Source organism: Pseudomonas anatoliensis (genome assembly GCF_017976235.1).
Classification (GTDB): Bacteria; Pseudomonadota; Gammaproteobacteria; order Pseudomonadales; family Pseudomonadaceae; genus Aquipseudomonas; species Aquipseudomonas anatoliensis.
This window is the reverse complement of record NZ_JACVHC010000006.1, coordinates 412,098-438,624: the sequence shown is the minus strand read 5'-3', so window position 1 is coordinate 438,624 and position 26,527 is coordinate 412,098. Positions and strand designations below refer to the sequence as shown.

Genomic DNA, 26,527 nt, shown 5'->3' with positions numbered 1-26,527 from the left:
CACCGCAGCGACTTCCAGCTCGCCGAAGGCAAAAGCGATCAGCCGTTGCTGGTCGGCGGCCACTTTCTAGCGCTGACCCAACAACCACAAGCCAAGTGGAACGTCTGTGGCTGCTGACCGAAATCCTCGACGAATGGCAAACAACTACAAGTGCTGGAAGAGTCGGCGACCAGCGACACCACCGCGCTCAAAGACGATTTACATCAGTACTATCGCAACCGCTTTCAGGCCACGCCGTGGGATGTGCCGAACCGCCGGCCGCCACCCGAAACCTTGCAGCCTGTTTCTCTGGGACGCGGAAAGCTACAAGCCAAAACCCCTCGAACGTCTGGCCAAAACCAACATTCCGCTGCGCGAACTCAGCAGTGCTTCTTCCACGTCGATCCTTAACCACATCAGCCTGAAACATCTGGCTCAAGCGGGTGGCAACGCGTTCCAAGGCCAACTTAAAGAGCTGGCGACCAGTTTGCCCAAGTCGATTGCCAAAGAAGCAGACGATGATCTTGTGTTCAATGATTGGCTGGAACAGGAAGGCGCGCTGCAATTCGATGAAAAAGGCCCATGGTTCGATGAGCATGGTCTGTTCCTGCCAGAAAAATTCTTCGCTGCGCTGGAAGCCAAAGGCTACAAAGTCGAAAGCATCAAAGCCGAAGCCAAGAAAAAAAGCTGGGGCGAAAACCTCAAAGCCATGGTTTTCGAAGACAAACAGCTTCGTAACCTCATGCTTTTTGACAACAGCCCGCAGGCTCAACTGGTGCGTTGCCTGCTTCCGGAAGGTGCCAACCTGCTGACCGAAGTCAAAATGGAAGGACCCACGTTGAAAAGTGGCAGTCCCCAACTCGCGAACGTTGAGGTCGCGCTGGATGTGGCGGCATGGCGAGGGGAAGTGACCTTGCTGAAATTCGAGTACCCCAAACGGGCCAAGGCCGAGCCTTGGACCGCTCAATACACCGCCCACGACGGCAGCATTCGCAGTGTCAACTTCGGCAAATTATCCCTTGATCTGGAGGCCAAGGCCTGGGGGTTCGCCGGTGCCAGCCTCATGCTGTCGCGCGATCTCACTCTCGATCAAAAAACCGGTTACACCAGCCTTGTCGGTGTAGACCTTGCCGAAAAATCCGGCGACCTCGCCAAGTACGAGATATTCGCCGGCGCCCAGGCCGGATGCAAAGTCACCGGCAAACTGGTCTGGTGCCCGCCACCCAGCGTCCTCCCCCCTGCCCCAGTACCCAATCGCGTATTAGCCAACCAATGGCGCCCGTTGGCCAAACTGGAAGTCGAAATGGCGGTTGCACTAGGCGCAGGCATCTCGGGCGATATGCACCTTCGCATGCAAAACGGACACCTTTTGCTGTCGATCAAAGGCTCACTGGTCTGGGGTGCGGGTGTTAAAGGTTATTTGACCTTTGAAGTGGGCTACGACAGCATCGTCGCATTGACGGAACTGGTGCGACAGGAAATGGCCGCGAACCAATACAAGGATCTCGATTGGGTAGATAAGGAAGCCTCAGCCTATATGGAAAAACTGAGTTTCCTTGGCGCCACAGGTATTGATGTCGTATTTGCGTATGTGCGTGGGTATGCAATTGTTAAAGAGATTTTTGATGCGCTGACCGAAGGGGATCGGGGTGGGCAGATTGCGTATACGTTAGTTAGAGATAAGAACCCGCAAGTGATACGGGACTGGGTGATCAATCTTCAACCCCAAGCGCTGGGCCCACTTCTTTTAACTTTGAGCAACGCTCCACAGGCTTTCACTTCTGAAGATGAAGAGCAAACTGAAGCCTTCGACGAAGATCAAGCGTATCTTCTTCAACAGCGAGCTATTGAGAAGTGCTTAACCTGGATTTCGGCCAAACCTAACGCCTCTCTTCAATTTGAAGAAGCGATCATTTGCATGAATAGAGACGGGGCGCGGCCAAGTCAGGCTGGGTTCGTTTACTGTGCAAATAAGCTAAAGCTGGACACTTTTATGGCTGAGGGCGTTTTGTCTTTACAAGTTGGTGCAAACGAAATGAGAAAACGTTATCGATCGCTAGTTTCGACTATGGGTGCTCGCTTAAACGGCCATTGCAGTTATCAGACAGAATACAAAGGACCCGCTTTCGCCCCCGTCCAAAAAATCAAAAGCACCTACAAAGGGCCAAACATTGATTAAGCAACTTACTTTTTTAGTTTTCATGTCATTGGCGCTGTGTGGAACAGCAAGCGCTGAACTAACTTCAACACAAAAAAATGCTAGGGATAAGGGTATCGCCATTTTCCATCAAAGTGACTGGTACGATTCCCAGCCTCTGTTGGAAATTGCAGCAGAAGCAGGAGATCGTGACGCCCAATATTATTTGGGAGAAGCGATTAGACTCAGTCAACGCTACACCACTCCAGAAGCAAAAAAATGGTATGAAGCATCAGCCGAACAAGGAGCCTTATACGCAATGCTTCGATTAAGCAATAAAAATGACTTATGCGGAAGCATGGATACTTGCGCTAATAAAAACGGGATTGATTGGCGAGAACATGCTCTGATTACCGCTCAAGAAAGAGCAAAAAAAGGCGATACAGAGGCAATGACTGTTCTATTTACGGCCGGCCAGGGTCTGTCATGGCTAGAGAAAGCGGCTGAAGCGGGTGACAGTTATGCCCAACAACTGTTGGCTAGCGCTTATAAAAGTGGCGCTGGATGGTTCTTGATTCCGGGCAGTAGAGAAAAAGCAATAATCAAATGGTTTAAAGCATCATCTGAAGGTGGCAACCCAAGAGGCATGTTCCTCTATGCGAACTATTTATATGACCATAACGGCAGTAAAGAAGATATAGCATACTGGGTCAAAAAAGCAGCGGAACACAGCCACATAGATGCAGTGGGCACCTACGCATACAAAGTTTCAGACCCATCTAACGAACTAGGTTACCCAGAAAACCTGGCTGAAGCTTATGGCTTGACGCTTTTACTTTCGAAACTCGAGGCAGGTACAGCACCTGAAGATGCGAACAGACTGCTCCCAGAGTTAGAAAAAAAAATGAGCCCTGAAGAAATAAAAAAAGCAACGGAGTTCTCTAAAGACTGGGAAAGATCTCACGCGCCTTTATCTTATTTTGATCCCATTTACGGTTACTAGTCATGCCGCTACAATCAGAGAAAAACCAACAACACAAAAGAGATGGGTTTATTTAATAAAAACTACAATTAAATAAACCCATCCTATTTTGCTGCCCCTTTTTACCCGCCTCAACACCATAACAACGATCTCAAAGCCATTAACAACGGATCTAACATTGATCAATCGAGCAATTTTAAGTTTCCTTATATTCCTTTTCTTATCCAACGCTTCCGCTGGACAATTGACAGAGTCCGAGGCAAAGGCCAGAGACAAGGGAATTGTTTTTTATCAACAAGGAGCATGGACTTCCTCGCAACCGTTTTTGCGAGCTGCGGCCGAGGCTGGCGATAAAAAGTCTCAATATTTCCTGGGCGAGGCGATACGACTGAGTAATCGATACATGACGGAGGAAGCCAGAAACTGGTACGTAGCTGCGGCAGATCAGGGCGACCTATACGCCATGTTACGTCTAAGTAGTAAAAAGGATCTGTGCAACTTATTAGATGATTGCGCAGGGAAAGGTAATATTGACTGGAGAGAGCAAACTTTAAGAATTGCTCGTGAGCGTGCCGAAAAAGGTGACACTGAGGCAATGGTTGTGCTGTTTACAGCAAATCAAGGATTGGAATGGCTGGAAAGGGCCGCTGAATCGGGTGATACGTATGCTCAAAAACTACTCGCTAGTGCTTACAAAAGTGGAGAGGGCTGGTTCTTGATCCCCGGCAGTCGCGAGAAAGCAGTTAAAAAATGGTTTAAGGCTTCAGCAGAAGGAGGTTACCCCCCGGGTATGTACCTGTATGCAAACTATTTATATGAACACAATGGCAGTAAAGAAGAGATCGGAACCTGGCTCAAAAAAACAGCCGAATCCGGACATATAAACGCACTAGGGGGGTATGCACTAAACATCGCCCATCTTCCTGACACTTATGGATTTCCTTTAGATTTGGTTAAGGCTTACGGATTCACCTACTTAATAGCAAACCTCAAAGGCGGAGCAATCGCACCGGAAGATGCAAGATTGAATCTCGTGGAAATTGCAAAAAAAATGCAACCTGAAGAAATAAAACAGGGAATCGCACTTTCTAAAGAATGGGAAAACAATCACCCTCCTCTTTCTTACTATGCCCCCATTTACGGCTACTAAGCAGTTTCGCTGAAGGGTAGATTTGCAAAGCGCGTAATTTCATCGCCACAAAAATGCAAAAAAATCGCAGCCCAACGCTGCGATTTTTTTTTCGTACCGTTTACACAGCAGCCAACCGCACCTGCTTCTCCAACTCCACCTTCAACCCCGGCTCCAGCTTCAACTGCCGCGCCAGTTCATCCAGGTAGCTCTTCTCCATAAAGCTCTCCTCGTCCACCAGCATCACACTGGCGATGTACATCTCAGCCGCCATTTCCGGGGTGCTAGCGGCGCGGGCGACGTCTGCTGGGTCGAGGGGTTTGTTGAGTTCGGCGTGTAGCCAGTGTCGCAGTTCCTGATCGTTGTCGAGTTTGGTGAATTCGCCTTCGATCAGTTGGCGTTCGCGGTCGTCGATATGGCCGTCAGCTTTGGCGGCGGCGACCAGAGCCTTGAGGATCGCCTGGCTGTGTTGTTCGACTTGCGCCGGTGGCAAGCGGTCGAGGGTTTGTGGTTCTGTCTGCGGAGCTTTGCCTTGCTGGGCGTTCCAGTTGCCGTAAGCCTTGTAGGCCAACACGCCCAGCGCGGCGAGGCCGCCGTAGACAGCCACTTTGCCGCCGACATTTCGCGCCTTTTTACTGCCGAGCAGCAGGCCCATGGCGCCCGCCGCCAATGCACCACCACCCGCGCCTGAGAGCAGACCGCCGAGGCCTCCGCCGCCGGAAGACCCGCCAAGCAAGCCGCCCAAGCCACCGGCAGCCGATTTGTTCTGCGATCCGCCGGCCTTGTTCTGTAACAGATCCTGGCCGGATTTGAGAAGTTGATCGAGCAAGCCACGGGTGTTCATGTTTCGCCTCCAAACTGGGGTTATCAGGATCTATAAGGCCCTCAGCCTAGTTCGAAAGTGCCCTGGACAGACTTACAAGTGTGCTTCCAGATGTTGCTCGCCCTCCCTATCAAGCCCAGCCCCGTGACTACGCGCTTAGCTCGCATTTCCTGCAGGCAAAAAAAGGGCGGACTGTTCAGTCCGCCCTTTTTTCATTTCACAACTCAAAACCGCGAAACACTCCTCATCGCGTCCACCAGATAGCGCATCGCTATCCGATCACTCTCCGAAAGCTCTCGATAACGCTCCACCAGTTTCAGCTCATCGGAGCTTAGCCGGCGTCTTCTGCGGCCGCTGCCCAGACACGGAAAGATGCCCAACATGTCGGTGATGCCTTGTATTTTTGCCATGGACGATGTCCTTCTCTAATACGTCAAAGAACTGCTAAACCACCACATCGCCCTGCCCCTGTCAGCAGCGTCGAGTGCCCCACCGGTCTGAAGGTTCGCAGCCGGTCATGCCTATAGAATAGAAATTAAATCGGTGCTGAAAAGGGTTATTTAGAGTAATTAGTCGATAAAAGCAGATATGTCGTATAAATCAGAAAGCACTGTCGGAAAAAATACAGACATGTCTTGTTTCATTGCCAGATGGCGCCTTGTAATCAATCATTTCTGCTCGACAATCGAACGGTTTAAGCTATCCGGCATCTGTTTATAGTCCGTTGCGTTTGGTCGAAGGCTTGTCCGAACCGTTATTTATGATCCAGCACGTGCCAGGAAAGGCGCGGGATTGCACACGACAGGTTGTATTTATGCACCGCAGGAATTTGCTCAAAGCGTCCATGGCCATTGCGGCTTACACCGGTCTTTCGGCCACCGGCCTGCTGGCCAGTCGTGCCTGGGCGGCCCCCAGTGGTGGCGCCGCCGATGGCGAGGCGCAGGCCTTCGATTTCGAAGCGCTGAAGCGTCAAGCCAAGCAACTCGCTGGCAACGCCTATCAGGACACCAAACAGGTACTACCGCCGACCCTGGCGACCATGACCCCGCAAAACTTCAACGCGATCCGCTACGACGGCGAGCATTCGTTGTGGAAGGAGAACAAGGGTCAACTGGACGTGCAGTTCTTCCACGTCGGCATGGGTTTCCGTCAGCCGGTGCGCATGTACAGCGTCGATGCCAAGACACGCACCGCCCGCGAGGTGCATTTCCGTCCGGCGCTGTTCAACTATGAAAACACCTCGGTCGACACCCAGCAGCTCAAGGGCGACCTGGGTTTTGCCGGTTTCAAGTTGTTCAAGGCTCCGGAACTTGATCGGCATGACGTTCTATCGTTTCTCGGCGCCAGCTATTTCCGTGCAGTCGATGCCACTGGCCAATATGGCCTTTCGGCGCGCGGACTGGCGATCGACACTTACGCGAAGAAACGCGAAGAATTCCCTGACTTCACCAAGTTCTGGTTCGAGACACCGGACAAGAACGCCACGCGTTTTGTGGTGTACGCCTTGCTCGATTCGCCGAGTGCCACAGGCGCTTACCGTTTCGACATCGATTGCCAGGCCGAGCGCGTGGTAATGGAAGTCGACGCACACATCAATGCGCGTACTGCCATCGAACAGTTGGGCATCTCGCCGATGACCAGTATGTTCAGTTGCGGCACCCACGAACGCCGTATGTGCGACACCATTCACCCGCAAATCCACGATTCGGATCGCCTGGCGATGTGGCGTGGCAACGGCGAGTGGATCTGCCGCCCGCTGAACAACCCGGCAACCCTGCAATTCAACGCGTTTGCCGATACGGATCCGAAGGGCTTTGGCCTGGTGCAGACCGACCATGAGTTCGCCAACTATCAGGACACCGTCGACTGGTACAGCAAGCGCCCGAGCCTGTGGGTAGAACCTACAACCGCGTGGGGCGAAGGCTCTATCGATCTGCTGGAAATTCCTACAACCGGCGAGACCCTCGATAACATTGTGGCGTTCTGGACACCGAAAAAACCGGTGGCTGCCGGGGATTCGCTGAATTACGGCTACAAGCTGTACTGGAGCGCCCTGCCGCCGGTGAGTACGCCGTTGGCGCGAGTGCACGCCACGCGCTCCGGTATGGGCGGTTTCGTCGAAGGCTGGGCACCCGGCGAGCATTATCCGCCAGTCTGGGCGCGTCGTTTCGCCGTGGACTTCAACGGAGGCGGTCTCGACCGCCTGCCGCAGGGCACCGGGATTGAGCCGGTGATCACCTGCTCGAACGGCAAGGTTCAGGACTTCAGCGTGCTGGTGCTGGATGACATCAAGGGCTATCGGATCCTGTTCGACTGGTATCCAACCAATGACAGCGTCGAGCCGGTTGAGCTGCGGTTGTTCATCCGTACCAATGACCGCACGTTGAGTGAGACCTGGTTGTACCAGTACTTCCCACCGGCGCCGGACAAGCGTAAGTACCCTTGATGGTTCCATAGCGTCTGAACGGACCTCATCGCTGGCAAGCCAGCCCCACATGGATTCTATGTTCACATTGGCAACTAGTGACTGTACGGGGTCCATGTAGGAGCTGCCGGAGGCTGCGATTTTCTGATCTTGCTGTAGGTTTTCTGAGTCAAAATCAAAAGATCGCAGCGTGCCGCAGCTCCTACACGGAGCGAAGTTGAAATGTGAAGTGTGTTTCACCACAAAACCTGTGTGAGCTGGCTTGCCAGCGATGGCGGCTCCCCAAGCACTACAGAATCAGAAAGATGAAAACAAAGCCCCGACCATCACTGGCCGGGGCTTTTTGTTTTCTGGCGGTTCAATCAATCGCGCAGGTCAGACTCGTGAATCGGCTGATCACGATGGGTCGCGCGCTGATATTGCGCCGGCCATACGGCTTTGCGCCCACCCAGGTCATCATCGGCGTGCAGCGGCCAGTACGGATCACGCAGCAGTTCGCGGGCGAGGAAGATGATGTCGGCCTGACAGGTTCGCAGAATGTGCTCGGCCTGGGCGGGCTCGGTAATCATTCCCACAGTGCCGGTGGCGATGCCTGACTCCTTGCGCACGCGTTCGGCGAAACGGGTTTGATAGCCCGGCCCAACGGGAATCTCAGCGTTGGCTGCGGTGCCGCCCGACGAAACATCGATCAGGTCCACACCGAGGGTGTGCAGGCGACGCGCCAGCTCCACGGTTTCGTCAGGGTTCCAGCCATCCTCGACCCAGTCGGTAGCCGACACGCGGACAAACACTGGCAACTCTTCCGGCCAGACAGCGCGAACGGCTTCGGTGACTTGCAGCACCAGACGAATGCGGTTTTCGAATGAGCCGCCGTACTGATCCCGCCGTTGATTACTCAGCGGCGACAGAAACTGATGCAGCAGATAACCGTGGGCCGCATGCACTTCGACCACACTGAAACCCGCAGTCAGCGCGCGCTTGGCGGCATCCACAAAGGCTTGAATGACGTCGGCGATTTGCCCTTCATCCAGTTGTTTGGGTTGGGTATGTTGCGGGTCGAAGGCAATGGGTGAAGGGCCAACCGGTGTCCAGCCGCCATCATCGGGTTTGACGCTGCCATGTTTGCCAATCCAGGGGCGGTGAGTGCTGGCCTTGCGCCCGGCGTGGGCCAGTTGAATGCCGGCGACCGCGCCCTGAGCGGTAATGAATCGGGTGATGCGTTGCAGCGCTTCGATCTGTTCGTCGTTCCACAGGCCAAGGTCTTCGGCGGTGATCCGCCCGTCGGCCGTGACCGCCGTGGCTTCGGTGAATATCAGCCCGGCGCCGCCCACTGCGCGGCTGCCGAGGTGCACCAGATGCCAGTCGTTGGCCAGGCCGTCGACGCTGGAGTATTGGCACATGGGCGATACGGCGATGCGGTTGGGCAGGGTCAGTTGGCGAAGGGTAAAAGGTTCAAGCAGCAGACTCATGGGGCACCTCTCAAATCAGTGGGCAGGCTCCAGGGTTCTGTTTGAAAAGTCGACGAGTGACAGGAAAAGGTGCAGCACCCGCCCCCGCGGGCAAAAAATTCGACAAGACGTCACAAGGCCAATCAAGCAGTGCTTAGAGCCTAGTCGACAACGGGGGATCGGGGGAAATTCAAGAAAAGATCGCAGCCTTCGGCAGCTCCTACAGGGCGCATTCCCATGTAGGAGCTGCCGAAGGCTGCGATCTTTTGGTCTTCAGCGCGGTTCGATGTGGGCAATCATCAGTTGCACTGTCTCGTTGCCGCGGAACTCGTTGACGTCGAGTTTGTAGGCCAGCTCTACCCATTGAATCGTCGGATTGGGCCAGATATCACGATCGATACCGAACGCAATGCCGTCGAGCTTCACCGAGCCGCATTCGCTTTTCAGAACCACTTTCAGGTGACGCTCGCCGACCACGCGCTGCTCGACCAACTGGAACACACCGTGGAACAGCGGCTCAGGGAAGTGTTGCCCCCAAGGCCCGGCATGGCGCAGGGCGCGGGCCAGTTCGAGGTGGAATTCTTCAACGGCCAGCGTGCCATCGGACAGCAAACGCCCGGTCAGGTCTTCTTCGCGAAGTTGCCTACGTACTTCGGCGTCGAATGCTTCGGCGAATAACGGAAAATTCTCTTGCGGCAAGGTCAGGCCAGCCGCCATCGCGTGGCCACCGTACTTGGCGATCAGGTTTGGGTATTGCGCCGCGACCACGCTCAACGCATCGCGAATATGGAAACCCTGCACCGAACGCCCAGACCCCTTGAGCAATCCGTCGCCAGCGTCGGCGAAGGCAATGGTCGGACGGAAATAACGCTCTTTCATCCGCGAGGCAAGAATACCGATAACACCTTGGTGCCATTCAGGATCAAACAGACACAGGCCAAACGGCATCGACTCAACGGGCAGATCCTTGAGTTGGGCCAGCGCTTCACGCTGCATGCCCTGCTCGATGGATTTGCGATCCTGATTCATGCCATCCAGTTGCGCGGCCATTTCCCGGGCCAGGTTGGCGTCGGCGGTGAGCAGGCATTCGATGCCCAGGCTCATGTCATCCAGACGCCCGGCGGCGTTCAGGCGAGGGCCGACGATGAATCCCAGATCGGTTGAAGTGATACGCGCAGCATCACGCTTGGCCACTTCGAGAATCGCTTTGATCCCCGGCCGCGCGCGCCCGGCCCGAATCCGCTCCAGCCCCTGATGCACCAGAATCCGGTTGTTGGCGTCCAGCGGCACCACGTCAGCGACGCTGCCCAGCGCCACCAGATCGAGCAGTTCACCGATGTTCGGCTGTGGGCTGTTCTCGTACCAGCCGAGGCTGCGCAGGCGCGCCCGCAAGGCCATCAACACGTAGAAAATCACTCCGACCCCGGCCAGCGCCTTGCTTGGGAACTCGCAGCCCGGCTGGTTTGGATTGACCAGCGCATCGGCCAACGGCAGTTCATCGCCGGGCAAGTGGTGGTCGGTGATCAATACTTTGAGCCCGGCCTTCTTGGCGGCAGCCACACCTTCGACGCTGGAGATGCCGTTGTCGACAGTGATCAACAATTGCGGCTCACGGGTCAGCGCGACTTCGACGATTTCCGGGGTCAGGCCGTAGCCGTATTCAAAGCGGTTCGGCACCAGATAGTCGACATGCGCCGCGCCCAACAAGCGCAAGCCGAGCATGCCGACTGTGCTGGCCGTCGCGCCATCGGCATCGAAGTCACCGACGATGAGGATGCGCTGACGTTGTTCCAGCGCCGTCACCAGCAGGTCTACCGCGGCCTCGATGCCCTTGAGTTTCTCAAACGGGATCAAGTGCTTGAGGCTCTTGTCCAGTTCCACCTCGGACTGCACGCCCCGCGCCGCGTACAAGCGCGTCAGCAGCGGCGGCAGATCACCGAGAAATGGCAGAGTGGCAGGCAGTTCGCGAGGTTCGATGCGCATGGGGTAACGGATACTTCTCTTCAATACGTAGGATTAGTCAGCGAAGGCGGATCAGCCGCGCTCGCCTTGCAGCCATTGCAACTGGACTTCGTGTTGACCACGGTCGTCGGTGACGAAAATCGTCCCTTCGCTGATCATCACGTCCCACTTGATGACGCGGGGCATGTCCTTGGCCAGGGTTTCCAGGACTTCTTGCGGGACGGCGGCGATGTTGACGTTTTTCAGGTTCTTGATCGCCGGAATCACCTTGGTCTCCCACACGCGCAGGCTGCCGTAGGCGAGCAGGCTGGTGCGTTCGGTACGGCGCGAGCACCAGGTCAGACGGTCGGAATCCGGCTGGCCGACTTCGATCCAGTGCAGGACACGGTCGTCCAGGCTTTTTTCCCACAGCGCAGGTTCATCCACGTCTGACAGACCACGGCCAAACGACAACTGCTCGTTGTACCAGAGGGCGTAGGCCAGCAACCGCACGGTCATGCGCTCTTCGGTCTCCGAAGGGTGACGGGCGATGGTCTGCTTGACGCTCTCGTAGACACTGCGGTCGAGGTCGGTGAGGTTCAGTTCAAACTTGTAAGTGGTGGAAGGCTGGGCCATGAACGGGCTTCTTGATACGAGGAAAGTCGGCAAGTCTAACCGATGCGGTAGGCAATCATCGAATTGATGGCGATCAACTTTGGGCGCCTGACGGCCGGCTATGTTAAAACGCTGTATACGCTCAGCCTTGTCCTACAGGATTCAGTATGCCGTTCGCCAATAAACCGCTCAGCGGTGTGAAAGTCATTGAATTGGGTACGTTGATTGCCGGGCCGTTTGCCTCGCGCATTTGCGGCGAATTCGGCGCCGAAGTGATCAAGATCGAATCGCCGGACGGCGGTGATCCGCTGCGCAAATGGCGCAAGTTGTACGAAGGCACGTCCTTGTGGTGGTTTGTTCAGGCGCGCAACAAGAAGTCGCTGACACTGAACCTCAAACATCCTGACGGTTTGGCCATCCTGAAAAAATTGCTCGCTGAAGCCGACATCCTGATCGAGAATTTTCGACCCGGCGTCCTGGAGAAACTCGGTCTGAGCTGGGAAACCCTGCACGCCTTGAACCCGAAACTGGTGATGGTGCGACTCTCCGGTTTTGGTCAAACCGGGCCGATGAAGGATCAACCAGGTTTCGGAGCCGTGGGCGAATCCATGGGTGGCTTGCGCTACATCACCGGTTTCGAGGATCGACCGCCGGTGCGTACCGGGATCTCCATCGGCGATTCGATTGCGGCGCTGTGGGGCGTGATCGGCGCGCTGATGGCGCTGCGTCATCGCGAGGTCAACGGCGGTTTGGGCCAAGTGGTCGATGTCGCACTGTATGAAGCGATCTTCGCCATGATGGAAAGCATGGTGCCGGAGTTCGATGTGTTCGGTTTCATCCGCGAGCGCACCGGCAACATCATGCCCGGCATCACGCCCTCCTCTATCCACACCAGCGCCGACGGCAAGCATGTGCAGATCGGCGCCAATGGCGATGCGATTTTCAAGCGTTTCATGCTGACCATCGGCCGTGAAGATCTGGCCAACGACCCAATGCTGGCCAGCAATGACGGGCGCGACAGTCGACGTGACGAGTTGTATGGCGTGATCGATCGCTGGGTCAATTCGCTGCCACTGCAAACCGTGCTGGATCTGCTCAATCAGGCCGAGGTGCCGGTCAGCCGGATCTTCAGCGCCGAGGACATGTTCACCGATCCGCAATACCTGGCCCGGGAAATGTTCCTGCACGCCAAATTGCCGGATGGCAAACCCTTCAAGATGCCCGGAATCGTGCCGAAACTCTCAGAGACACCGGGCTCCTCCGAATGGGTCGGACCGCAGCTCGGTGAACACAATGCGCAGGTACTCCACGATCTTGGCTACGACGAGAAGCAGATCGCCCAGCTGCGTGAAGACGGAGCCATTTGAGCTGAAAAGCCTGCAGAAATCGAACGCCAACCGCGCCCACCACTGGTGGACGTGGCGGCTGTTCGGCCTGTTGTTTCTGCTGGCCCTGCCAGCCTGGGTACAGGCGAAACCGACGTTGGTCTGGTTACTGCGCGATCTGCCGCCACTGACCATTTTTGAAGGCCCGAAAAAGGGTCAGGGAGTCATCGACCACCTTATGCCGATGCTGATCGCCGGCATGCCGCAATACGAACACACGCTGATGCGGGTCAACCGCGCCCGAGGCATGCAGATGCTTCAAGAAGCATCCTTCACGTGCGACCCGTCGCTGATGTGGAGCAAGGAGCGCGCGCAATGGATCGCTTTTTCCATCCCCGCGTTCCGCGCTGTCAGCAATGGGCTGGTGGTGCGTCAGAAAGATCACGGCGTGTTGGCGCCTTTTCTGGTGGACGGTGAAGTTGATCTGGCGGCGCTCCTGGCCAATGGCGAAGACAAGGTCGGCGTCGTGGCGGAGCGCAGTTACGGTGAGCTGGTCGACAATTTGCTGCGCCAGGCACCGAAGGATGCACTGACCGCCCATTACGGCAACGACGCCCTTAACAGTCTGCTGCTGATGCAGCGCCTCGGTCGTTTGCAGGCGGTGCTGGGCTACTGGCCGGAGATCCGTTATCAGGCTCATCTGGCGCAAATTGCCGAAGACGAATTGCGCTTCTATCCGATTCGGGACAACGGAAAATATCTTTCGGGTTACATCGGCTGCTCCGACACACCTGAGGGGCGCCAGGCGATCACCGAGATCAACCAGTTGCTTCGCACTCTGCCTCACGATCCATTGAACCAGCGCTACGCCGACTGGCTCGATCCTGAGATGCGCACCGATTACGTCGAACAGGCCCGAAGGTTTTTCGAACACCAATCGGCGCAGTGAATAAATCGCGGACAAAAGAAACCCCGAGAAGTGGGGAGACGACTCGGGGTTAAACGTGGCCTACATAAAGGCCAGTAGCAGCAAGCGACAAGCACCGGAGCACAATGCTTGATCTTGCTGTTACGGGGTCTGACTGACAGGGATGCAGGAAGGTTCCCACAAAAAATAATTCATCTTTAGAGCACAGGACGTTTGTCCAGAGCGGCATTGCGCAAGGCCGCGATCACGCAGGGTTCCAGGCGTCCTTCGGCAATCAGGATGTCACGGTGCAAGCCGTCGACAACATCGGTCAACTGACGCTTGTCGGTCAGCTGCGCCTGATTGAATTCGCGTTCCACCACAATTGCGCCGCTGCTGTTCTTCAAGCTCACCAGGCATTCGCCATGAGCACCGTTTGGAGACAACGAAACCTGATACGGGCTCAGAGCCTCACCGAGCAATAGACTGATACTTTCCATCTCGATCTCCACTCAATAGTCCGAAAACATTGTGTCTGGGGCATGTCTACATTAAATGACAATCGGCCCGAGAAGAAAGTTCTGTATTCCGGTCGCAAGCATTGGAGTGTCACCGGTCTGTCAGAGCATGCACGGCGAAGGTGACATAAAAATAACCGTACGCATCAGACCTCGACAGGTTGCATAGAGGCGATCAGGTAGCTGTCCAGCAGCCCTCTCATCAATACCGCCGATACCGGCGTTTGCAGACGTCCCAACAGTCGCAATCGATGTTTGCTCAACAACGGCTCAAGATCGCTCAGCAGACTCGGTGCGACCGTACCCAATAGAATCAGCGCACGCGCCTCACGCTGCACCGCCAGATGCTGGATCAAGGCCAGGCCATGGCCGCCCTTGAGCTGTGGATCGCAAATGGCGATATCGACTGCACCGCGATGCCCCAGCGAACACAAGGCCGCTGCCAGCGACGGCGCGGTGAGTACGTTGTATATGCCGATGGCATTGAGCATTTGATGCAATGCCATCATCTGAAACGGATCGGGTTCAAGAATCAGGACTTTAAGCGAGCGCATGGGCGACCTCTGGAGCGACAATCGCGGACTCTCACCGCATTTATCGTCCACTCTAGGGCAGCCGTCTTAAGCCTCCCATCGGAAAAGTAGCCGCGTCTTATAGGACATTTCCGATCTTCAATGCTGACATCGACACCCACTTTCCATCCGACGCTGAGTGATGTCCGTCCAGCCGCCCAGCAAACCACGCAAATTTCCGTCGGCACTGTAGAACGGCACCGTCCACTGATAGATCTCGCGGCGACCGTTCTTGAGCTGCAAATGCCGTTTGATGAAGCATGACTTGCGTGTGCGCAACTGCACCATGAACTCGCCGTGCAGCATCAACGCCGTCGCTTCGGGCAAGGCATCAATTTCGATCAACAGCCGCCCCTGAATCTGATCCAGCCGAACCGAAAGCGCCTCCTCGTAACTGCGGTTGCACATAATCAAGCGCCCTTGCAGATCACGGACGAATACGGGATCGGGCATGGAATCGATCAGCGCATGCTGAAAGGCCAATTGATCGCCAAGGTCTTTCTCGGCCGCCCGCCGCTGCTTGATCACCACCGTCAGCCGTCGATTCCACACCAGCGAGAGCAGTCCAAACACGCCAAAGACTACCGTTGCCCAACAGCCCCACTCAATTATCCGTTGCCAGAGCGAAGGCACCGGAGCCAGGGAAATACCCTCTAGCCACTTCAGTTGAATGGCGCGCAGTTCGGCCGCGGGAAACGCCTCCAGCGCCTTGTTGAGAATACTCAAGAGTTCGGGCATGCCCTTGCGTATTGCCAGGTGATCAGCCTCCCACTTGCCCTCCACCAGAGCGCCGACCTTGAGCAGACCCAATGGATAAAGCTGCGCACCGATTTCGTTTTCGATGGTTGCGTCGGCCTCACCGCTCTCGACCAATGCTCGCGCTTCGGCGTAAGTCTTGACCGAGCGAATCTGGATCGACGGGTAATCGCGGCGGATCATGTCCTCCAGTGCGTGCCTGGCCGGTAGCACCAGCACCCGTTTGGCCAGTTGCTCCAGAGACTCCACCGATGGTGCTCCAGCGCGGCCGACAAACACCCATCCTGCGCCGCCAAATGCGTGACTGAAATCCAGAAACACTTTGCGCTCATCGCTCATGGCCAGGGTGGTACTCATGTCAGCCTGCCCACTCTCGAGGCGCTCGAGCATTTGCTCGGTAGAAAACGACTCGTGATGCTCAAATCGCAGACCGGTCATCGCAGTGACGCGCTTGAGCACATCAATGTTCAAACCGCTCCAGTGCCCATGTTCATCCTGAAACAGATACAACGGGTACTGCACCGACGCCACCGTCACCTTGGGGTTGTCGCGAATCCATTGGCGCTCGCGTGCATCCAGCTCGACAGGCTGGACGCCAGACACCTCGGCGTTTTCTTGCAGTGCCAATTGCGCCGCCACACTGCAGCGCAACAGTCCCAGCACCCCGAAAAAGACCAGGCAAACCAGTGCCGGTTTCAAACCTCTATAAAACAGCATTGCCACATCCTTCGTGATCGACTCACCCGTCCTTCGTGGGTGAAAACCCGAGCAGTGTGGCAGTAGAAACAAAAAAGCCCGTCAGGAGACGGGCTTCAAAATGTGACAGCTTTCGCGGGCTTAAAGTGGCTTGCCGCGGTTGCCATGCTGGCTGACAAAGGCCTGCACGGCTTTCAGGTCGTTCGGCAGAACGGTGCTGCGCTCATTTCGCTCAAACAAATCAGAAAGATGTGCAGGTAGCTCGAGAGCTTTTCCTACACCGGCCTTCTCCACCGCGTCCGGGAATTTCACTGGATGGGCAGTGCCCAAAATGACCATCGGGATGTCCAGGCTGCGACGGCACTCGCGCGCGGCTTTGACACCGATGGCCGTGTGCGGATCCAGCAGTTCACCGGTCTGCTCGTAAACTTCGGCGATGGTTTCACAAGTCTGGGCATCGTCGACAGCCAACGAGTCGAACAGTTTGCGTGCTTCGGTCCAGCGCTCTTGCTCGACGCTGAAACCACCGCCCTGCTTGAACGAATCCATCAGCCCGGCAATCGCTGCACCGTTGCGACCGTGCAGGTCGAACAGCAGGCGCTCGAAGTTCGACGAGACCATGATGTCCATCGACGGCGACAATGTCGCGTGCAGGGTTTCCTTGACGTACTGATTGCCGCTCATGAAGCGGTGCAGGATGTCGTTGCGGTTGGTGGCGACGATCAACTGGTTGATCGGCAGGCCCATGTTGCGTGCCAGGTAACCGGCGAAGATGTCGCCGAAGTTGCCAGTTGGCACCGAGAACGATACCGAACGCGCCGGGCCGCCCAGCTGCAGGGCTGCGTGGAAGTAGTAAACGATCTGGGCCATGATCCGCGCCCAGTTGATCGAGTTCACTGCCACCAGACGTGTGCCTTTGAGGAAGCTCTGGTCGGCGAAGCTGGCCTTGACCATTTCCTGGCAGTCGTCGAAGTTGCCTTCAATAGCGATGTTGTGGATGTTCTCGCCGAAAATCGTGGTCATCTGGCGACGCTGCACTTCGGACACACGGTTGTGTGGGTGCAGGATGAAGATGTCGACGTTTTCGCAGTGTTTGCAGCCTTCAATGGCAGCCGAACCGGTATCACCCGAGGTGGCACCGACGATCACCACGCGCTCGCCACGCTTTTCCAGCACATAGTCGAGCAGACGACCGAGCAGTTGCAGGGCGAAGTCCTTGAACGCCAGGGTCGGGCCGTGGAACAGCTCGAGCACCCATTCGTTGCCGTTCAACTGACGCAGCGGCGCGACGGCGCTGTGCGAGAACACCCCGTAGGTTTCTTCAAGAATTTTTTTGAAATCGGCGTCCGGAATACTGCCGGTCACGAACGGTCGCATAACCCGAAAGGCCAGCTCGTGATAAGGTAGGCCAGCCCAGGAAGCGATTTCTTCCTGAGTGAAACGGGGCAGGACTTCCGGGACGTACAGACCGCCGTCGGTGGCAAGACCTGCCAGCAGGACGTCTTCGAAATTCAGGGCCGGTGCCTGGCCGCGGGTACTGATATAACGCATAAGGGCAAACCTTCGGTTTGAGCTACAAGCTGTGAGCTGCAAGCTACAAGTGAAAAGCGGCTCTGCTTTTACTTGCAGCTTGAAGCTTGAAGCTTGCCGCTGCTGTTAATTCAAGTGTTCGACGCGGATCCGCACAACCGGACCGTCCACGCCGGCAAGGGCCTCGAGAGCGGCGATCGCATCGTTGATACGCTTTTCCACCACACGGTGGGTCAGCAGGATCATCGGCACCAGACCGTCGTGTTCCTCGACTTCCTTCTGCATGATCGACTCGATGTTGATGCCGCGCTCCGAGAGGATGCTCGCCACCTGAGCGAGAACGCCCGGATGGTCCTTGGCCTGAATACGCAGGTAGTAGGCGCTTTCGCAGGCTTCGATCGGCAAAATCGGATGGGCCGACAGCGAATCCGGCTGGAAGGCCAGATGCGGTACGCGGTTTTCCGGGTCGGAGGTCATGGCGCGAACCACGTCCACGAGGTCGGCGATCACCGACGAAGCCGTCGGCTCCATGCCAGCGCCAGCACCGTAGAACAGGGTTGAACCGGCAGCGTCGCCGTTGACCATCACCGCGTTCATCACGCCGTTGACGTTAGCGATCAGGCGATCGGCCGGGATCAGCGTCGGGTGTACACGCAACTCAATGCCGGCGTCAGTGCTGCGCGCCACGCCGAGGTGCTTGATGCGATAGCCCAGCGCTTCGGCGTAGTTGACGTCAGCCGTGGTCAGCTTGGTGATGCCTTCGGTGTAAGCCTTGTCGAATTGCAGCGGAATGCCGAACGCGATGGAGGCCAGAATCGTCAGCTTGTGCGCCGCGTCGATGCCTTCAACGTCGAAAGTCGGATCGGCTTCGGCGTAACCCAGTGCCTGAGCTTCGGCCAGCACGTCTTCAAAGGTGCGACCCTTCTCACGCATTTCGGTGAGGATGAAGTTGCCTGTACCGTTGATGATCCCGGCGACCCAGTTGATGCGGTTGGCGGACAGGCCTTCACGGATCGCCTTGATCACCGGAATGCCACCGGCCACTGCCGCTTCAAACGCCACGATCACGCCTTTCTCGCGTGCCTTGGCGAAAATTTCATTACCGTGAACGGCAATCAGAGCCTTGTTCGCGGTGACCACATGCTTGCCATTCTCGATGGCCTTGAGTACCAGCTCGCGGGCAACGGTGTAGCCGCCCACCAGCTCTATGACGATGTCGATCTCAGGGTTCGTGGCCACTTCGAAGACATCGTTGGTAATCGCAATACCGGTCGTCTGGAACTGAGGCTTTGGCGTGCGCATGGCAATTTGTGCCACTTCGATCCCACGCCCGGCACGACGAGCAATTTCCTCGGCGTTGCGCTGAAGTACGTTGAAGGTACCGCCACCGACGGTCCCTAACCCACAGATGCCTACTTTGACCGGATTCACTGTGAACTCCCCATAAAACGGCCGACGCAGGGTCGGCCGGAAAACAACCGCGTGCTCGCGGTTCTCTATTAATGGCCCGGCGATGCTGCCACCGGACCATGATCGTCAAAGGCTGACCGTGACGATGCGAATTACTTGACGCCCAGCGCCAGTTTGGCGACTTGTGGCGCCGGCTGGTAGCCCGGAATGACTTGTCCGTCAGCCAAAACGATGGCCGGTGTGCCATTCACGCCAATCGACTGACCGAGCGCGAACTGTTTGGAAACCGGGTTCTCGCACTTGGCGGCCTTGATTTCCTTGCCATCGACCATTTTGTCCATGGCGGCTTTCTTGTCTTTCGAGCACCACACGGCTTGCAGTTGCTCGTCGCCCGGCGAACCGAGGCCCTGACGCGGGAACGCCACATAACGCACTTCAATGCCGCGCTTGTTCAGCTCAGGCACTTCGGCGTGCAGTTTGTGGCAGTACGGGCAGGTAGTGTCGGTGAATACGGTGATGTGCGATTTGGTTTCGCCCACGGCCGGGTACACCACGGTTTCGGCAACCGGAATGGCGTTGACCAGTTTGGAGACGCCGAGACGCTCGGTCTTCTCGGTCAGGTTGACGGGCTTGCCGTCCTTGAGCTGAAACAGATAGCCCTGAACGATGTATTGGCCGTCGGCGCTGGCGTACAGCACGCGACTGCCCTTGAGCTTGACTTCATACATGCCTGGCAGCGGGCTGGCGTTGATGCTTTCTACCGGAACCTCGAGTTCGAGTTTTTCGAGACTTTGACGAATGGCTTTGTTGGCCGCGTCATCGGCGACGGCAAAGGTACTGACCAACGCAATGGCTGCGGCGGCGAAAATCTGGGTCAGACGCATGAGAACTCCTGAAGGCGGACAAATGGATCGATCAGAACGCCCGTGCCGAAACACCGGGTCATAACCGTCCATCGTGCAAACCGGCAAAGCCTAACACATAAGGTCACGGTGGCCGAATGCGCTGGATGCCAGAGAAACTGTGATGCTCGATTGGCAATCCTCAGCGTGGCGAGGGGATTTATCCCCGATGGGTTGCGAAGCAGCGCCAAAACCATCCGCCATCATTCAGTCAGGCAAACCGCGTTGACTGGTTTTGCGACGACTTCGTCGCCGAACGGGGATAAATCCCCTCACCACAGGTCAGCATTCCAACATTGGAACCTGCATCAGCCTCTTGGGTGGTGTTTGGCGTGCAGGTCCTGCAATCGAGCGCGGGCGACGTGGGTGTAGATCTGCGTGGTCGACAGATCGCTGTGCCCGAGCAACATCTGCACCACGCGCAAATCCGCGCCATGGTTGAGCAAATGGGTGGCGAACGCATGCCGCAAGGTGTGCGGCGACAGCGACTTGCCGATCCCCGCGACCTTGGCCTGATGCTTGATCCGGTGCCAGAAGGTCTGACGAGTCATCTGCTCACCCCGCTGACTGGGAAACAGCACGTCACTGGGCCGGCCGCCGAGCAACTCGCTGCGACCGTCCCGCATGTAACGCTCGACCCAGACAATCGCCTCCTCGCCCATCGGCACCAGCCGCTCCTTGCTGCCCTTGCCCATCACCCGCAGCACGCCCTGACGCAGGTTGACCTGTTCGAGCGTCAGACTGATCAACTCGGTGACCCGCAGACCACAGGCATAGAGCACTTCAAGCATGGCGCGGTCGCGCTGGCCGATGGCTTCGCTCAGATCCGGCGCCTTCAGCAGCGCCTCGACGTCCGCTTCCGACAGCGACTTGGGCAGCGGCCTACCCAGTTGGGGCATGTCGATGCGTAACGTCGGGTCAACGGTGATGATCTTTTCTCGCAGCAAATACCGATAAAAGCCACGCACGCCGGAGAGAAATCTGGCGGTAGAGCGTGGCTTGTAATTCTGCTCCAGACGCCAGGACAGGTGATCGAGAATAAGCTCACGACCGGCGCTGATCAGCTCCAGGTTCTTTTCCTGCAGCCAGCCGTTGAACAGCGCCAGATCGCTGCGGTAGGCATCGCGGGTGTTATCGGACAGGCCTTTTTCAAGCCATAAAGCGTCGAGGAATTGGTCAATCTGCGGATGGTCGATGGCAGGCATAAAGGCTCAAGTCAGGCAGCAACTGCGGGTGGTCGACAGTCTTTCACAGAGCAACCGATCACGGAACACTCAGCCGGCAAAACCCGGAAGCACCGGCACCGGTCGCTTGTCATCATCAATGGCGACAAAGCTGAACTGGCCATGAATCGCTTTCTCGCGACCGTCGCAGCTCATGCTTTCAACAAACACTTCTACCTCGACCTTGAGGCTGGTGTTGCCGACCTTGATCACCTTCCCCACCAGCTCAACGATCGAGCCCGCCGGGATCGCATGATTGAAGTCGATGCGGTCAGTGGACACGGTCACCAGTGGCAAGCGGCAGAAACGCGTGGCGGTAATGAACGACACTTCATCCATCCATGCCAGCGCAGTGCCGCCGAACAGCGTGTTGTGGTGGTTGGTGGTCGGCGGAAAGACGGCTTTGGTTACGCGGGTCACCGAGAGTTCGGTGCGGCGTTCGATTTCCTGGTCGCGCGGGGTCATGGGGTTACTGCTCTTGTGTGACGGGCTTCCGAATGAAAAGCAAGATCAACAGATCGCAGCCTTCGGCAGCTCCTACAGGGGGGATTGGTGAATTTCGGGCAACAAAAAAGCAGCCCGAAGGCTGCTTTTTTCTGCATCGGAAGCTGGACTTAAGCCAGTTTTTCCTTGATGCGAGCTGCTTTGCCCGACAGGTCGCGCAGGTAGTACAGCTTGGCTTTACGTACGTCACCGCGACGTTTGACAGCCATGCTGTCGATCTGCGGGGAGTAGGTCTGGAAAGTACGTTCTACGCCAACACCGTTGGAGATTTTACGTACGGTGAACGCACTGTTCACGCCGCGGTTACGCTTGGCGATAACAACGCCTTCGAACGCTTGCAGACGGGAACGATCGCCTTCCTTCACTTTCACCTGAACGACAATGGTGTCGCCTGGGGCAAAGGTAGGGATTTCTTTGGTCATCTGCTCTGCTTCGAGTGCAAGGATGATTTTGTTGGTCATGCTGTGCTCCTAAGGTAAATCAACTGATCTACCATCGATACGTTGTTAACTATCGTCCCGCTCGCGGATGTATTCCTCGAGCAGCTTCTTCTCTTCTCCAGAAAGCGAGCGGCTTTCCAGAAGATCGGCGCGTCGTTCATAGGTCCTACCAAGGGACTGCTGTAAACGCCAACGCCGGATATGCGCGTGATTGCCACTTAGCAACACGTCGGGAACACGCTGATCCGCATACACCTCAGGTCGGGTGTAGTGCGGGCAATCCAGCAAACCATCCGTAAAGGAATCTTCCTCAGCGGAGTCCGCATGCCCTAAAGCTCCAGGCAGCAGCCGTGTAACCGCATCGATCAGGACCATGGCCGGCAGCTCACCGCCAGACAGTACATAGTCGCCAATCGACCACTCTTCATCGACATGAGCCTCAATAAAGCGCTCGTCAATGCCTTCATAGCGGCCGGCAATCAGGATCAATGCATCCGATTGTGCCAACTCGCGTACCGCCGACTGATTCAGTTGACGGCCTTGGGGGGACAGGTAAATAACCTTCGCCTCCTCCCCGGCTGCTGCCTTGGCCTGAGCCAGCGCATCTTCCAGGGGCTTGATCTTCATCACCATGCCCGGACCACCGCCAAACGGGCGATCGTCCACAGTGTGATGCCGATCCGTCGTGTAATCTCGCGGATTCCAACAGGTCAGCTGCAAGAGCCCCTGTTTGACCGCACGACTGGTGATGCCGTAGTCGCCAATGGCGGAAAACATCTCGGGAAACAAACTGATCACTTCTACGCGCAAGTTAGCCACGCTTAGAAGTCCGCGTCCCAATCCACCTTCATCTCGCCCGCTGCGAGGTCGACTGCCAACACGCATTGCTCCGTATAGGGCAACAGGCGTTCGCGATCATCCAGGCTGCCAGCGCAAGGCTTGACTACCATTACATCATTGGCGCCGGTTTCCAGAAGATGATCGATTTTCCCGAGCAATTGCCCAAGGGTGTCGATGACCTTCAGACCTTCGAGTTGGTACCAGTAGTACTCACCGTCGGTCAATTCAGCGAACAGGTTGCGCGGCACGCAGATCTCATAACCGGCCAGAAGACGAGCTTCTTCACGATCATCAAGACCCTTGAGCTTTGCGACCAGGAACTTGTCGCTCCCGCGTCCACTGACCAGCTCAACCTGTTTCACATTACCTTCGCGCTTGAGCGTCCAGGTTTTGTACTGCAACAGGTTTTCAGTCGGATCAGTAAAGGAATAAACCTTCACTTCGCCGCGAACGCCATGAACAGAATAAATTTTGCCAATAACGATCAAATCATCGGCAACAGCAGGCGTCGCGTTCATATTGCTCAGGCCGCAGCCTTGGCAGTTTCCTTCAACAACTGAGCAACACGCTCAGAAGGTTGTGCACCAACGCTCAGCCAGTAGGCTACGCGCTCTTGGTTCACGGACAGACGGATTTCCTGACCACGGGCAACAGGGTTGAAGAAACCAACCTGTTCTTTGTGGGAACCGTCACGCGGGTTACGCGAGTCGGTTACGGTCAGGTGGTAAAACGGGCGCTTTTTGGAGCCGCCAAGGGCAAGACGGATTGTTAGCATGTGAACATCGTTCCTGTAGTCGGTGCTGCAAATCTAAAGGCACAGCGGGCATAGGTGCCCGAAAGGCCGCATATTCTAAGGAATATCCGGACTTTTGCAAATGTCTTTTTCCGGCGGCCTATCGGACGCCATGCAGATTTGCTATAGAGCCGTCGTTGAAAACGGCCAGTCAGCTCCCGCCAAGTGCGGGTTTGCTGTTGATCCCGCATCCTTGCGGGGCCTGCGCCGGTGCGACGACCGGCCAGTTTTTTACATTTTCGGCATACCGCCGCCGGGCAACATACCGCCCATGCCGCGCATCATCTTGGCCATTCCGCCTTTGGCGGTGAATTTTTTCATCATCTTCTGCATTTGCTTGTGCTGCTTGATCAAGCGACCGATGTCCTGCACCTGAGTGCCGGAACCCATGGCGATCCGGCGCTTGCGCGAACCGCTGATCAGCTCAGGGTCGCGGCGCTCGGCCGGGGTCATGGAGTTGATGATGGCTTCCATTTGCTTGAACTGCTTCTCTGCGGCGTTCTGGGCATTGCCCATTTGCGACAGGTTGACGCCGCCGATGCTCGGCAGTTTGTCCATGAGCCCGCCTAGGCCGCCCATGTTTTTCATCTGTTGCAGCTGATCGCGGAAGTCTTCGAGATCGAAGCCCTTGCCCTTCTTCAGCTTCTTGGCCAGCTTGTCGGCCTTGTCCTTGTCGAGGGTCGCTTCAGCCTGTTCGATCAGGCTGAGCACGTCGCCCATGCCGAGAATCCGCGAAGCGATACGCTCAGGGTGGAACGGATCGAGCGCTTCGCTCTTTTCGCCCATACCGATGAACTTGATCGGCTTGCCAGTGATGGCGCGCACCGACAGGGCCGCACCACCGCGCGCATCGCCGTCGACCTTGGTCAGGATCACACCGGTCAGCGGCAGTGCATCGCCGAAGGCCTTGGCAGTGTTGGCCGCGTCCTGACCGGTCATGGCATCGACCACGAACAGGGTTTCGACCGGGTTGATCGCGGCGTGCAGCGCCTTGATCTCGCCCATCATCTCTTCGTCGATGTGCAGACGGCCGGCGGTATCGACGATGACCACGTCGATGAATTTAAGCTTTGCTTCTTTAATAGCCGCAGCGGCGATGTCGACCGGCTTCTGGCTCAGGTCGGACGGGAAGAAGGTGACACCGACTTCACCGGCCAGCATTTCCAGCTGTTTAATAGCAGCAGGACGATAAACGTCCGCCGACACGACCATGACCGACTTCTTCTTGCGCTCTTTAAGGAAGCGCGCAAGTTTACCGGCGGTGGTGGTTTTACCAGCACCCTGCAGACCGGCCATCAGAATGACGGCGGGCGGCACGGCGCTCAGGTTCAAGTCTTCGTTGGCTGCGCCCATCAGGCTTTCGAGTTCGGCCTGGACGATCTTCACGAACGCTTGGCCCGGCGTCAGGCTGCGCGACACCTCGGTGCCGACAGCGCGCTCCTTGACCGAATTGACGAAGTCCTTGACCACCGGCAGGGCGACGTCGGCTTCGAGCAACGCCATGCGCACTTCACGCAGGGTGTCTTTGATATTGTCTTCAGTCAGCTTCGCCTTGCCGGTGACATGGCGCAGCGTCTGCGAGAGACGGTCGGTTAAGTTTTCAAACATTGCGCGATCCTTTCAGGCCCTGTGTAGACCGGGATAATGGCGGCCCAGACCGGAATCAACATGTGCTCGGCGAGCCTGCGGCGTGGGCAGGTCGCGGATTATAGCGAAGACTGCGTCTGGCGGACACCTCGCTGTCAGCTTCCTGAGTCTTTCGTGTCATGGCGGTTCTATGCCAAACTCAGCCCCTTTCGGGCTTGCCTAACAGGATTTATGCTCCCCTTGTCACCCAGTTTGCTGACTACCCTCGCCGCCGCCCTTCTATATGCCGCTGCGACCCTTTATCAGAGCACTCGTCTGGCCACCGGCGCCAAGGCGAACAAGCGCCTGCTGGTTACGCTCGGCGTCCTCGCCGTGGTGGCTCACAGCGCCAGCCTGCTCACGCATTTGCTGACCCCGATCGGTCTGGGCCTGGATTTCTTCAGCGCCTCCAGTCTCATCGCGGCGGCAGTGATCGCCCTGACACTGCTCGCCTGCTCGCGGATTCCCGTAGAGAACCTGTTGGTGCTGCTGTTCCCGCTGGGTGCGATCACCGTGTTGCTGGCGCAGTTCGCGCCGGCCGGCACGGTGCAGATCATCGATGAAGAGCCGGGTATTCTTGCGCACATTCTATTGTCGATCCTCGCCTACGGGATGTTCACCATCGCGGTGTTCCAGGCCTTGCTGCTGCTGGTGCAAGACCACCAGCTCAAGCACAAGCACCCGTCCGGGCTGATCAAGAACTTCCCGCCGCTGCAAACCATGGAAAGCCTGCTGTTCGGTTTCCTCTGGGCCGGCTGGACGCTGCTGTCGCTGTCGCTGATCTCCGGCTGGCTGTTCGTCGAGAACCTGTTCGCCCAGCATCTGGTGCACAAGACCTTGCTGGCGTGTCTGGCCTGGATCGTTTTCAGCGTGCTGTTGTGGGGCCGCAATCGTCTGGGGTGGCGCGGCCACAAGGCGATTCGCTGGACCCTCGCCGGTTTCTGCCTGCTGATGTTGGCGTACTTCGGCAGCAAACTGGTTCGTGAATACATTCTGCACATCTGAC

Annotated in this window: 25 protein-coding genes and 1 pseudogene; 8 read left to right on the top strand and 18 right to left on the bottom strand. The window is 56.8% G+C overall.

What is annotated here, in order from left to right; translation table 11 throughout:
- From ICA16_RS28235 to ICA16_RS21670, 4 genes and pseudogenes are all read left to right on the top strand, one after another.
- Positions 1-255 (top strand): annotated as a pseudogene (locus ICA16_RS28235) (type VI secretion system tip protein VgrG); the annotation flags it as partial.
- On the top strand, positions 242-2,158 hold the full coding sequence (locus tag ICA16_RS28540) for a hypothetical protein (RefSeq protein ID WP_414704751.1): 1,917 nt from the start codon (positions 242-244) through the stop codon (positions 2,156-2,158). The pseudogene ICA16_RS28235 and the gene ICA16_RS28540, both read left to right, overlap by 14 nt.
- The gene (locus tag ICA16_RS21675) at positions 2,151-3,119 is read left to right on the top strand and encodes a tetratricopeptide repeat protein (RefSeq protein WP_228734209.1); all 969 of its coding nucleotides are present in this window, start codon (positions 2,151-2,153) and stop codon (positions 3,117-3,119) included. Before ICA16_RS28540 ends, ICA16_RS21675 begins: the two co-directional genes overlap by 8 nt.
- Before the next feature lie 157 nt (positions 3,120-3,276).
- Positions 3,277-4,248, top strand: coding sequence for a tetratricopeptide repeat protein (locus ICA16_RS21670; RefSeq protein WP_210701500.1), 972 nt, complete (start codon positions 3,277-3,279; stop codon positions 4,246-4,248).
- Positions 4,249-4,348: 100 nt separating this feature from the next.
- Here the strand turns inward: ICA16_RS21670 and ICA16_RS21665 are convergent, their stop codons facing one another.
- Positions 4,349-5,071, bottom strand: a complete 723-nt coding sequence (locus ICA16_RS21665) for a tellurite resistance TerB family protein (protein ID WP_210701498.1) — start codon at positions 5,069-5,071, stop codon at positions 4,349-4,351.
- A gap of 203 nt (positions 5,072-5,274) precedes the next feature.
- On the bottom strand, positions 5,275-5,460 hold the full coding sequence (locus ICA16_RS21660) for a hypothetical protein (protein WP_102357616.1): 186 nt from the start codon (positions 5,458-5,460) through the stop codon (positions 5,275-5,277).
- A gap of 404 nt (positions 5,461-5,864) precedes the next feature.
- Here ICA16_RS21660 and ICA16_RS21655 point away from each other — a divergent pair, with 404 nt between their 5' ends.
- Positions 5,865-7,496, top strand: coding sequence for a glucan biosynthesis protein D (locus ICA16_RS21655; RefSeq protein WP_150603778.1), 1,632 nt, complete (start codon positions 5,865-5,867; stop codon positions 7,494-7,496).
- A gap of 341 nt (positions 7,497-7,837) precedes the next feature.
- Here the strand turns inward: ICA16_RS21655 and ICA16_RS21650 are convergent, their stop codons facing one another.
- The 3 genes from ICA16_RS21650 to ICA16_RS21640 all read right to left on the bottom strand — a co-directional run bounded on the left by ICA16_RS21650 (position 7,838) and on the right by ICA16_RS21640 (position 11,500).
- Positions 7,838-8,944, bottom strand: coding sequence for an NADH:flavin oxidoreductase/NADH oxidase (locus tag ICA16_RS21650; RefSeq protein WP_210701497.1), 1,107 nt, complete (start codon positions 8,942-8,944; stop codon positions 7,838-7,840).
- Between the two features lie 252 nt (positions 8,945-9,196).
- Positions 9,197-10,906 carry a single-stranded-DNA-specific exonuclease RecJ gene (gene recJ / locus ICA16_RS21645; RefSeq protein WP_210701496.1) on the bottom strand — a complete coding sequence of 570 codons (1,710 nt, stop codon included), beginning with the start codon at positions 10,904-10,906 and terminating at the stop codon, positions 9,197-9,199.
- Positions 10,907-10,957: 51 nt separating this feature from the next.
- On the bottom strand, positions 10,958-11,500 hold the full coding sequence (locus ICA16_RS21640) for a YaeQ family protein (protein WP_042557838.1): 543 nt from the start codon (positions 11,498-11,500) through the stop codon (positions 10,958-10,960).
- 146 nt (positions 11,501-11,646) lie between these two features.
- On the opposite strand from ICA16_RS21640, the gene ICA16_RS21635 reads away from it, so the two are divergent.
- Positions 11,647-12,846, top strand: coding sequence for a CaiB/BaiF CoA transferase family protein (locus ICA16_RS21635; protein ID WP_210701495.1), 1,200 nt, complete (start codon positions 11,647-11,649; stop codon positions 12,844-12,846).
- Positions 12,827-13,753 carry a TIGR02285 family protein gene (locus tag ICA16_RS21630; protein ID WP_414704750.1) on the top strand — a complete coding sequence of 309 codons (927 nt, stop codon included), beginning with the start codon at positions 12,827-12,829 and terminating at the stop codon, positions 13,751-13,753. The genes ICA16_RS21635 and ICA16_RS21630 overlap by 20 nt, the downstream gene beginning before the upstream one ends.
- 176 nt (positions 13,754-13,929) lie before the next feature.
- Here ICA16_RS21630 and ICA16_RS21625 read toward each other — a convergent pair whose 3' ends face one another.
- The 13 genes from ICA16_RS21625 to ffh all read right to left on the bottom strand — a co-directional run bounded on the left by ICA16_RS21625 (position 13,930) and on the right by ffh (position 25,503).
- Positions 13,930-14,211, bottom strand: coding sequence for a DUF3509 domain-containing protein (locus ICA16_RS21625; protein ID WP_150617237.1), 282 nt, complete (start codon positions 14,209-14,211; stop codon positions 13,930-13,932).
- A gap of 164 nt (positions 14,212-14,375) precedes the next feature.
- Complete coding sequence (locus tag ICA16_RS21620; RefSeq protein ID WP_150617236.1) at positions 14,376-14,783, bottom strand: response regulator; 408 nt, start codon at positions 14,781-14,783, stop codon at positions 14,376-14,378.
- A 117-nt stretch (positions 14,784-14,900) separates the two neighbouring features.
- A complete protein-coding gene (locus ICA16_RS21615) occupies positions 14,901-16,274 on the bottom strand; it encodes a transporter substrate-binding domain-containing protein (protein WP_210701493.1) in 1,374 nt (457 codons plus the stop codon).
- 120 nt (positions 16,275-16,394) lie between these two features.
- Positions 16,395-17,804, bottom strand: a complete 1,410-nt coding sequence (thrC, locus tag ICA16_RS21610) for a threonine synthase (RefSeq protein WP_150617234.1) — start codon at positions 17,802-17,804, stop codon at positions 16,395-16,397.
- Positions 17,805-17,909: 105 nt separating this feature from the next.
- Positions 17,910-19,214 (bottom strand): homoserine dehydrogenase, encoded by a 1,305-nt coding sequence (locus ICA16_RS21605; RefSeq protein ID WP_150617233.1) that lies wholly within the window; start codon positions 19,212-19,214, stop codon positions 17,910-17,912.
- 131 nt (positions 19,215-19,345) lie between these two features.
- The gene (dsbC, locus tag ICA16_RS21600; protein ID WP_150617232.1) at positions 19,346-20,077 is read right to left on the bottom strand and encodes a bifunctional protein-disulfide isomerase/oxidoreductase DsbC; all 732 of its coding nucleotides are present in this window, start codon (positions 20,075-20,077) and stop codon (positions 19,346-19,348) included.
- A gap of 326 nt (positions 20,078-20,403) precedes the next feature.
- Positions 20,404-21,300 carry a site-specific tyrosine recombinase XerD gene (gene xerD / locus ICA16_RS21595; protein WP_210701492.1) on the bottom strand — a complete coding sequence of 299 codons (897 nt, stop codon included), beginning with the start codon at positions 21,298-21,300 and terminating at the stop codon, positions 20,404-20,406.
- 69 nt (positions 21,301-21,369) lie between these two features.
- Positions 21,370-21,783, bottom strand: coding sequence for an acyl-CoA thioesterase (locus ICA16_RS21590; protein WP_150603767.1), 414 nt, complete (start codon positions 21,781-21,783; stop codon positions 21,370-21,372).
- Positions 21,784-21,932: 149 nt separating this feature from the next.
- Positions 21,933-22,283, bottom strand: coding sequence for a 50S ribosomal protein L19 (rplS, locus tag ICA16_RS21585; RefSeq protein ID WP_003175895.1), 351 nt, complete (start codon positions 22,281-22,283; stop codon positions 21,933-21,935).
- A gap of 45 nt (positions 22,284-22,328) precedes the next feature.
- Positions 22,329-23,081, bottom strand: coding sequence for a tRNA (guanosine(37)-N1)-methyltransferase TrmD (gene trmD / locus ICA16_RS21580; protein ID WP_042557825.1), 753 nt, complete (start codon positions 23,079-23,081; stop codon positions 22,329-22,331).
- A gap of 2 nt (positions 23,082-23,083) precedes the next feature.
- Positions 23,084-23,620, bottom strand: coding sequence for a ribosome maturation factor RimM (gene rimM / locus ICA16_RS21575; protein WP_034154824.1), 537 nt, complete (start codon positions 23,618-23,620; stop codon positions 23,084-23,086).
- A gap of 5 nt (positions 23,621-23,625) precedes the next feature.
- The gene (gene rpsP, locus ICA16_RS21570; RefSeq protein ID WP_042557823.1) at positions 23,626-23,877 is read right to left on the bottom strand and encodes a 30S ribosomal protein S16; all 252 of its coding nucleotides are present in this window, start codon (positions 23,875-23,877) and stop codon (positions 23,626-23,628) included.
- 249 nt (positions 23,878-24,126) lie between these two features.
- Positions 24,127-25,503, bottom strand: coding sequence for a signal recognition particle protein (ffh, locus tag ICA16_RS21565; RefSeq protein ID WP_150617231.1), 1,377 nt, complete (start codon positions 25,501-25,503; stop codon positions 24,127-24,129).
- A 210-nt stretch (positions 25,504-25,713) separates the two neighbouring features.
- On the opposite strand from ffh, the gene ICA16_RS21560 reads away from it, so the two are divergent.
- A complete protein-coding gene (locus ICA16_RS21560; RefSeq protein WP_150603765.1) occupies positions 25,714-26,526 on the top strand; it encodes a cytochrome C assembly family protein in 813 nt (270 codons plus the stop codon).
- Position 26,527 lies beyond the last annotated feature (1 nt).

What these genes read in the sequence shown, in the direction of transcription:
- ICA16_RS28540 (WP_414704751.1), top strand. Translation starts at nt 242, where the DNA reads ATGTGCCGAACCGCCGGCCGCCACCCGAAACCTTGCAGCCTGTTTCTC.
- ICA16_RS21660 (WP_102357616.1), bottom strand. Translation starts at nt 5,460, where the DNA reads ATGGCAAAAATACAAGGCATCACCGACATGTTGGGCATCTTTCCGTGT.
- recJ (WP_210701496.1), bottom strand. Translation starts at nt 10,906, where the DNA reads ATGCGCATCGAACCTCGCGAACTGCCTGCCACTCTGCCATTTCTCGGT.
- ICA16_RS21625 (WP_150617237.1), bottom strand. Translation starts at nt 14,211, where the DNA reads ATGGAAAGTATCAGTCTATTGCTCGGTGAGGCTCTGAGCCCGTATCAG.
- ffh (WP_150617231.1), bottom strand. Translation starts at nt 25,503, where the DNA reads ATGTTTGAAAACTTAACCGACCGTCTCTCGCAGACGCTGCGCCATGTC.
- ICA16_RS21635 (WP_210701495.1), top strand. Translation starts at nt 11,647, where the DNA reads ATGCCGTTCGCCAATAAACCGCTCAGCGGTGTGAAAGTCATTGAATTG.
- xerD (WP_210701492.1), bottom strand. Translation starts at nt 21,300, where the DNA reads ATGCCTGCCATCGACCATCCGCAGATTGACCAATTCCTCGACGCTTTA.
- ICA16_RS21620 (WP_150617236.1), bottom strand. Translation starts at nt 14,783, where the DNA reads ATGCGCTCGCTTAAAGTCCTGATTCTTGAACCCGATCCGTTTCAGATG.
- ICA16_RS21665 (WP_210701498.1), bottom strand. Translation starts at nt 5,071, where the DNA reads ATGAACACCCGTGGCTTGCTCGATCAACTTCTCAAATCCGGCCAGGAT.
- rimM (WP_034154824.1), bottom strand. Translation starts at nt 23,620, where the DNA reads ATGAACGCGACGCCTGCTGTTGCCGATGATTTGATCGTTATTGGCAAA.
- rpsP (WP_042557823.1), bottom strand. Translation starts at nt 23,877, where the DNA reads ATGCTAACAATCCGTCTTGCCCTTGGCGGCTCCAAAAAGCGCCCGTTT.
- dsbC (WP_150617232.1), bottom strand. Translation starts at nt 20,077, where the DNA reads ATGCGTCTGACCCAGATTTTCGCCGCCGCAGCCATTGCGTTGGTCAGT.
- ICA16_RS21655 (WP_150603778.1), top strand. Translation starts at nt 5,865, where the DNA reads ATGCACCGCAGGAATTTGCTCAAAGCGTCCATGGCCATTGCGGCTTAC.
- thrC (WP_150617234.1), bottom strand. Translation starts at nt 17,804, where the DNA reads ATGCGTTATATCAGTACCCGCGGCCAGGCACCGGCCCTGAATTTCGAA.
- ICA16_RS21650 (WP_210701497.1), bottom strand. Translation starts at nt 8,944, where the DNA reads ATGAGTCTGCTGCTTGAACCTTTTACCCTTCGCCAACTGACCCTGCCC.
- rplS (WP_003175895.1), bottom strand. Translation starts at nt 22,283, where the DNA reads ATGACCAACAAAATCATCCTTGCACTCGAAGCAGAGCAGATGACCAAA.
- ICA16_RS21615 (WP_210701493.1), bottom strand. Translation starts at nt 16,274, where the DNA reads ATGCTGTTTTATAGAGGTTTGAAACCGGCACTGGTTTGCCTGGTCTTT.
- ICA16_RS21590 (WP_150603767.1), bottom strand. Translation starts at nt 21,783, where the DNA reads ATGACCCCGCGCGACCAGGAAATCGAACGCCGCACCGAACTCTCGGTG.
- ICA16_RS21560 (WP_150603765.1), top strand. Translation starts at nt 25,714, where the DNA reads ATGCTCCCCTTGTCACCCAGTTTGCTGACTACCCTCGCCGCCGCCCTT.
- ICA16_RS21640 (WP_042557838.1), bottom strand. Translation starts at nt 11,500, where the DNA reads ATGGCCCAGCCTTCCACCACTTACAAGTTTGAACTGAACCTCACCGAC.